Origin of the sequence: Gelidibacter sp. (assembly GCF_039916245.1) — a bacterium.
In the GTDB taxonomy this organism is placed as follows: Bacteria; Bacteroidota; Bacteroidia; order Flavobacteriales; family Flavobacteriaceae; genus Gelidibacter.
On sequence record NZ_JBDSLS010000118.1, the window covers coordinates 22,740 to 30,030 of the forward strand.

Below are 7,291 nucleotides of genomic sequence, written 5' to 3' on the forward strand. Positions count from 1 at the left end.
TTTTGAATCCTACCTTCGCAGGAATCCTTTAATTTTATTTCAATTTTTCTTCTATTCTCTATAGTGATGCAACATTCGTTTTATGAATTTAAAATTCGCATCGTTATTGTTTTACCAATACTTAAATTCCTATCGTTGATTATTCTTTGTTTTATCAAACACAAAGTCAATCACTTCCTGATGACGACGTTTTGATCGCGTTGAACTTCCTGCCGCTGGCGCACCATAAGCACGTCGCGAAGCAATTCTAAACGACTTGGACTCTTCAAAATGCATCATTAAATAGCTATAGGCTCCCATGTTACGAGGTTCTTCCTGCGCCCAGACGATGTCATCGGCGTTTTCGTATTTTTTCATGATCTCACGCATTTCCTTCGCTGGCAATGGGAATAATTGTTCTATTCTTACCAAGGCAACATCATCTCTATTTTCACTGTCTCTAACTTCCAATAAGTCATAATAAAACTTACCAGTAACAAAGATCAAGCTTTTCACTTTTTCAACCTCAGCTTTTTGATCATCGATCAACATCTGGAAACTTCCATTGGCAAATTCATCTACCGTTGAAACCACTAAAGGATGACGCAATAAACTTTTTGGGGTAAAAACAATTAAAGGTTTTCTGAAGTTCGTTTTAACCTGTCTTCTTAATAAGTGATAGAAGTTTGCAGGCGTTGTACAATCTGCCACAAACATATTATCGCTGGCACACATCTGTAAAAAACGCTCCATACGTGCGGAGGAATGCTCTGCACCTTGGCCTTCATAACCATGTGGCAATAACATGACCAAACCGTTTTGAAGCTTCCACTTATCTTCAGCAGCTGAAATATATTGATCTACCATAATTTGGGCACCATTACTAAAGTCTCCAAATTGTGCTTCCCAAATAGTTAAGGTTTTAGGACTTGCCATGGCATATCCATAATCAAAACCTACAACACCATACTCCGAAAGCAACGAGTTATAAATATAAAATTTACCTTGATTATCACTGACGTGATTTAAAAGGACGATTTCCTCTTCACTGTCTTCAACTTTTATAACCGCATGACGGTGTGAGAATGTACCACGCTCAACATCCTGTCCTGACATACGAACATCATGACCTTCTTCTAAAAGCGTTCCATAGGCTAAATGTTCAGCCATTGACCAATCCAATTTGTTTTCATCAAACATCGTTTTTCTGGATTGAACTAGACGTTCTATTTTACGGATGAATTTTTTATCTGCTGGCAAGCTTGAAATAACATCAGCAATTTGCGATAACTTTTCTTTAGGAAAAGTAGTATCCACAGGCTGCATCATCATCGCTTCATCAGCATATTCAAAACCGGTCCACTCATCTTGCATAAACGGAGTGATCACTGTTTTTTCTTGCTTGCGCGAATCCTCCAATTCTTCCTCTAAGGAAGCTTTATAGGTTTCTTCAAGATTCTTAACAAAATCCGCGTCAACAATTCCTTCCTTCAGCAATTTGTCAGCATAAATATCTCTTGGATTTTCATGATTGGCAATGGCTTTATATAATTTTGGTTGGGTAAAACGAGGTTCGTCACCTTCATTATGCCCATATTTTCTATAGCCTAAAAGATCGATAAACACATCACGTTTAAAGGTCATTCTGAAATCTAAAGCAAATAACATAGCGTGAACAACAGCTTCGGCATCATCTGCATTGACGTGTAAAACTGGAGATAAAGTGACCTTAGCAACATCCGTACAATACGTACTTGAACGCGCATCAAGATAGTTTGTGGTAAATCCTATTTGGTTATTGACCACGATATGGATGGTGCCACCTGTTTTGTATCCATCCAATTTAACCATTTGAATGATCTCGTACACCAAACCTTGTCCTGCAATAGCAGCATCTCCATGCACTATAATTGGAAGTACTTGCGACGGATTGTCAGCGTATTTATCGTCTTGTTTTGCTCTGGCAATACCTTCCACAATGGCACCTACAGTTTCTAAATGAGAAGGGTTAGGCGCGATGTTCAGGTTTATTTTTTTACCGCCTTTTGATTCTCTATCACTCGTCCATCCTAAGTGGTACTTCACGTCACCATCAAAAACTTCTTGTTCGTAATCTTTACCATCAAACTCGCTAAAAATATCTTTAGCGGATTTTCCAAAAATGTTGATCAGGGTACTCAAACGGCCACGGTGTGCCATTCCCATCACAAATTCCTTCACACCCGCTTCCGCAGCATTTTCAATAAGCGCATCCAGGGCTGGAATTAAAGATTCATTCCCTTCAAGTGAAAAACGTTTTTGTCCGACATACTTGGTATGTAAAAAACTTTCAAAAGAAACAGCTTCATTGAGTTTGGTAAGTATGTGCTTTTTTTCTTCAGTTGAAAATTTAGGCTGATTATCATTTATGTTCAGTCGACTTTGAATCCATTCAATCTCCTTCGGACTTCTGATATACATATATTCCACACCAATGGAGGAACAATAAATCTTTTCGAGATGAACGATGATATTTTCTAAAGTCTGTGGTCCAGTTCCTAAAATCTCTCCGGCCGAAAATACCGTTTTGAGATCTTCTTGCAGCAGTCCAAAATTTTCAAGAGCCAAGGTTGGATCATATTTTCGACGCTCGCGAACTGGGTTAGTTTTCGTAAACAAATGCCCTCTGCTTCTATAGCCATCAATAAGTCTGATCACATTGAATTCCTTTTGCATGTGCTCAGGAATTTCTGGAGAGATACAAGATTCTCCTTCTGCGTAAGTTACTTCCCCGTTTTCAGAACCAAAGTCAAAGCCTTGAAAAAAGGCTCTCCAGCTAGGCTCTACAGTGTCAGGATGTTGTAAGTATTGATCGTATAAATCAGCAAAGTAAGCTGAATGAGCGGCATTTAAAAAGGAATATTTATCCATCATTTTTTGTAAAACGTTCAGATGTTTTAAATTTTTGTCAAAAATACAACTTTTAACAAAATAAGAATTGCTTTTAGTATATTTATATGATATAGCAGTATCTATAAACAAAATACAAATTTATGCCATTTTTACTTAACAGAAGCCTATTTACTTGCCTTATAATGCTTGTGTTTTCCCTTCACTCCCAAGCACAAATACAAACCGCCCAATCATCTTCTGATTTCTGGAATCATGTCCGCTTTGGCGGTGGGATTGGATTAAGTTTGGGTGATGGTTTTTTTAGCGGAACGCTCGCGCCAAGCGCTATTTATGAATTTAATAATCAGTTTGCATTAGGCATTGGTCTTAACGGCACTTATAACACTCAAAAAAATGCTTATAAATCGACTGTTTTGGGTGGAAGTTTGATTGGCTTATTCAATCCTATCCCTGAAATACAATTATCTGCAGAATTTGAAGAGCTGAACGTCAGTAGAAATTGGGACGACAGGTTCGCCATTCCCAAAGAAAACTATTGGTATCCAGCGCTATTTGTAGGTGCCGGTTTTAGATCGCACAATGTAGCTGTTGGTATTAGGTATGACGTTTTATACGACAAGGCTAAAAGTATCTACGCCGAAGCTTGGGCTCCTTTTGTAAGGGTTTATTTCTGATCCCATCCTAGCCTTCCCAAAGGGAAGGAACACTTATCTGTATGAAAGGGCATGCAACTTGATTTAATTAGGCATAAATAAAAAAGCCTTTCGCTTTGGGATGGTTTTATGAGGAGAATTTATTCCGATAATATACTTTTTGCCATTCACGTTTCAGAATTAAAAACGTGACGTTATCTGATAATTCTACAACATCATTTCCGTCCATCTGTTTTATTTTCTCTTCCGAAACATCAATGATATACAGCAAGTTCAAGTAATCCATGAATTTTTCCTGGATAAGTTGATAGACCTTTTCGTGCAATAGAAGCTTTAAACTTGTCGGCAATACATCAGAGGCAAATTCCAGGTCGATATTAGCCAAGGCCAAATCTTTATTAAGCTGAAGAACGAGCTTCGCATAAAGTTCTAACTGATTGGCTTTAGCGACCAAATCGTCGAAGGTTTTTAAATCTGTCATTAGTCCCTAAACTCTTCTATCCATTAAATCATGACCAAAATCCTTCAACACTTTCTTTTTGTTTTCAGGAATGGAAAGCTCTTCTAATACGGCAAAGGCTTTTTTAGTGTAATTTTCAATTTCCTTTCGCGTGGCATCTGCTGAGCCGCTGGATTGAAAAATCTGTTTTACAGCTTCAACTTTGTCTGAGGCATCGGTTGGACTGACACTAAACAAATGCTGCAATTGCAATTGGTCTTCAGAATTGGAAAATTCGATGGCTTTGATATACAAAAAGGTTTTTTTATTCTCGATAATGTCGCCACCCACTTGTTTTCCAAAAGTTTCCGGATCTCCAAAAGCGTCCAAATAATCATCCTGAAGTTGGAACGCTATGCCTAATAATCTTCCAAATTCGTAAATATGGTCTTGATCACTTTTAGAAGCCGAAGCCACTATGGCGCCCATTTTCATGGCGGCACCAACTAACACAGCGGTTTTAAATTCGATCATTTTGAGATACTCAGCGATTGAAACATCATCTCTGGTTTCAAAATCCATATCGTATTGCTGCCCTTCACAAACTTCCAAAGCTGTTTTACTGAACAATTTCGCCAATTCCTGAAAGGTTTTAGCATCATAATTTTCAAATAGCTGATAGGCCATAATGAGCATCGCATCTCCTGATAATATCCCCGTATTGATATCCCATTTTTCATGTACGGTTGGCTTGCCACGACGTAATGGTGCCGCATCCATAATATCATCATGTATCAAAGAAAAATTATGAAAAATCTCAACGCTTAAAGCGGCGTTAAGCGCATGTTTAAATTCCGCATTAAAAGCCTCGGCAGTCATTAAGGTCAAGATGGGACGCAAGCGCTTCCCTCCCAGTCCTAGGATATAATGTATCGGATCGTAAAGTGATGCCGGCTCTTGGGATGGCATCTTTTCCTCCAAATGGGCGATAAATGCGTTGTGATAAAATAGAATGTTTTGCATGCCGCAAAAATAAAGCAAATTCATTTAAGAAACGAAGCCAATGAGTTCAACATTAAAAAATTATTAAACCCTGGAAACTATTTTTGTTTTTAAAGTTTCCTATTGTACATTTGCTACATATTATGAGAGAAAACATTATAAATAAGGCCACGGAATTATTCCTAACACTTGGCTTCAAAAGCGTTACAATGGATGATATTGCCAATGAATTGGGCATATCAAAGAAAACTATATACGTCCATTTCGAAAACAAAACCAAACTTGTAGAAGCCACAACTTTAGAAATGTTTGAGCTTATTGCACAGGGTATTGATGAAATTTGTCACTTGGAGAAAGATCCCATTGAAGAAATTTACGACATAAAAAAGCTTGTTATGGAACATTTAAAAGACGAAAAGTCATCTCCCTATCATCAATTACAAAAATATTATCCAAAAATTTTCAATTCCCTAAGGTCTAAACAATACGGTTTGATGGAAGATTGTGTGGCAGACAACCTTAACCGTGGGATCACTCTTGGTCTATACAGAGACAATATACAAATTGAATTTATTTCCAAAATTTATTTTACCTGCATTATGGCCTTAAAGGACAAGCAACTGTTCCCGTTGATCAATTTTTCGATGAACTCCTTAATGGATCATTATCTGGAATATCACGTCAGAGGCATTTGTACGCCAAAGGGTCTGGAAGTTTTAATAAGAATCAACAATCAATCATAAATCTAATGAAAAACAAGTTTTATATAATTTTATTGACGCTATCGCCTTTTCTTGGGGTTTCACAGGAAGCACCTACAAATTTCAGCTTACAGGAAGCTATTGATTTTGCACTTCAAAACAATCGCAATGCCATCAACGCACAACGCGATATTGACGCAGCAAAAGCACAAAAATGGGAAACTACAGCTACCGGATTGCCACAATTAAGTGCCACAGTGGATTACCAAAATTTTATAAAACAACAAGTACAATTATTACCTGCTGAGTTTTTTGGCGGCAACTCTGGTGAATTTGCTGAAGTGGTTTTTGGTACCAAACAAAACATGTACGCGACGGCCACTTTAACTCAAAAAGTATTTGATGGCTCATATATTGTCGGATTGCAAGCGGCGAAAGTGTTTCTGGAAATCTCAAAAAACGCTAAGACTAAAACAGATCTAGAAGTCCGAAAAGCAGTCATCAACGCCTATGGCAATGTGTTGTTAGCAGAAGAAAGCGTACGAATCTTACAAAGAAACTTAGAAGTCCTTCAAAAAAACCTCAACGAAACCACAAAAATTGTTGAAAACGGATTGGGCGAAGAAGAAAGTGTAGAACAATTACAGATTACACTTGCTGGTATTGAAAGCAATTTGAACAATGTGAACCGCATGAAAACTCTGGCTTACCAAATGCTTAATATGACGCTTGGTCTGAACATCAATCGTAAAACCCTTTTAACCGACGACTTAGAGCGTTTAACTAAAGAAAACATTTCTTTAGGCTTGTTGGAAACAGAAGCTAATGTTGAAAAAACCATCGATTATCAAATTGCAGAAAATGATAAAATGACCAAAGAACTTATGTTAAAGTTAGAAAAAAGCAAAGCCTTGCCAACGCTGAATGCTTTTATCAATGGTGGTTATTCGGCCTTCAGTGATACTTTTAGCTTTGCACACAAGGATCAAGACTGGTTTGGATCCTCCTTATTTGGAGTCGGTTTAAATATCCCTATTTTCAGTTCCGGAATGCGCAGTGCAGCCACGCAACGTGCACAGATTAATTTGGAAAAGGCCAAAACTGATCTTACAGAAAAAGAGCAAACCATCGCCTTGGAAATTGCTTCCGCGAAAAGTGATTATCGATTTGCCATAGAAGATTACGATAACAAAAAGCAAAGTCTAAAACTAGCGGAGCGCATCGAAACAAAAAACCAGACCAAGTTTTTTGAAGGTATTTCTTCAAGTTTTGATTTGCGTCAGGCACAAATTCAGCTTTACTCCGCACAACAGGAATTTTTACAAGCGATGTTGAACGTGATTAAGGCTAAGGCAGAATTGGAGACGGCTTTGAATGTGATTACTAATTAACCGCAAAGACGCAAAGGACTGCGCAAAGCACGCAAGGAAAAACAAAAGCCTTGCGACCGATGCATCAAAAAAAATAAACCACAAAGACACTAAGAACTGAGCAAAATAGACTAAAATAAAACAAAAGCCTTGCGACCTTTGCGAATAACCATTGCGCCCCTTGCGTTTAAAAAAAAACCATGACAGAAAACGAAATTTCCAGAATAGTCTTTGACTGCGCCATGAAAGTACATA

Annotated in this window: 6 protein-coding genes; 3 read left to right on the forward strand and 3 right to left on the reverse strand. The window is 37.8% G+C overall.

Going from position 1 to position 7,291, the window contains the following annotated elements; genetic code table 11:
• Positions 1-129 precede the first annotated feature (129 nt).
• Positions 130-2,889 (reverse strand): 2-oxoglutarate dehydrogenase E1 component, encoded by a 2,760-nt coding sequence (locus ABIQ28_RS06175; RefSeq protein ID WP_348036010.1) that lies wholly within the window; start codon positions 2,887-2,889, stop codon positions 130-132.
• Positions 2,890-3,011: 122 nt separating this feature from the next.
• Between ABIQ28_RS06175 and ABIQ28_RS06180 the strand changes: the two genes are divergently transcribed.
• Positions 3,012-3,545, forward strand: a complete 534-nt coding sequence (locus ABIQ28_RS06180; protein ID WP_348036005.1) for an alpha-ketoglutarate decarboxylase — start codon at positions 3,012-3,014, stop codon at positions 3,543-3,545.
• Positions 3,546-3,651: 106 nt separating this feature from the next.
• Here ABIQ28_RS06180 and ABIQ28_RS06185 read toward each other — a convergent pair whose 3' ends face one another.
• Together ABIQ28_RS06185 and ABIQ28_RS06190 are read right to left on the reverse strand one after the other, a co-directional pair.
• Positions 3,652-4,005 carry a hypothetical protein gene (locus ABIQ28_RS06185; RefSeq protein WP_348036006.1) on the reverse strand — a complete coding sequence of 118 codons (354 nt, stop codon included), beginning with the start codon at positions 4,003-4,005 and terminating at the stop codon, positions 3,652-3,654.
• A 6-nt stretch (positions 4,006-4,011) separates the two neighbouring features.
• Positions 4,012-4,986, reverse strand: coding sequence for a polyprenyl synthetase family protein (locus ABIQ28_RS06190; protein WP_348036007.1), 975 nt, complete (start codon positions 4,984-4,986; stop codon positions 4,012-4,014).
• 122 nt (positions 4,987-5,108) lie between these two features.
• Between ABIQ28_RS06190 and ABIQ28_RS06195 the strand changes: the two genes are divergently transcribed.
• Entirely contained in the window at positions 5,109-5,708 is a 600-nt protein-coding gene (locus tag ABIQ28_RS06195) for a TetR/AcrR family transcriptional regulator (RefSeq protein ID WP_348036008.1), read from the forward strand.
• Between the two features lie 5 nt (positions 5,709-5,713).
• Positions 5,714-7,057 carry a TolC family protein gene (locus ABIQ28_RS06200; protein ID WP_348036009.1) on the forward strand — a complete coding sequence of 448 codons (1,344 nt, stop codon included), beginning with the start codon at positions 5,714-5,716 and terminating at the stop codon, positions 7,055-7,057.
• Positions 7,058-7,291: the final 234 nt, after the last annotated feature.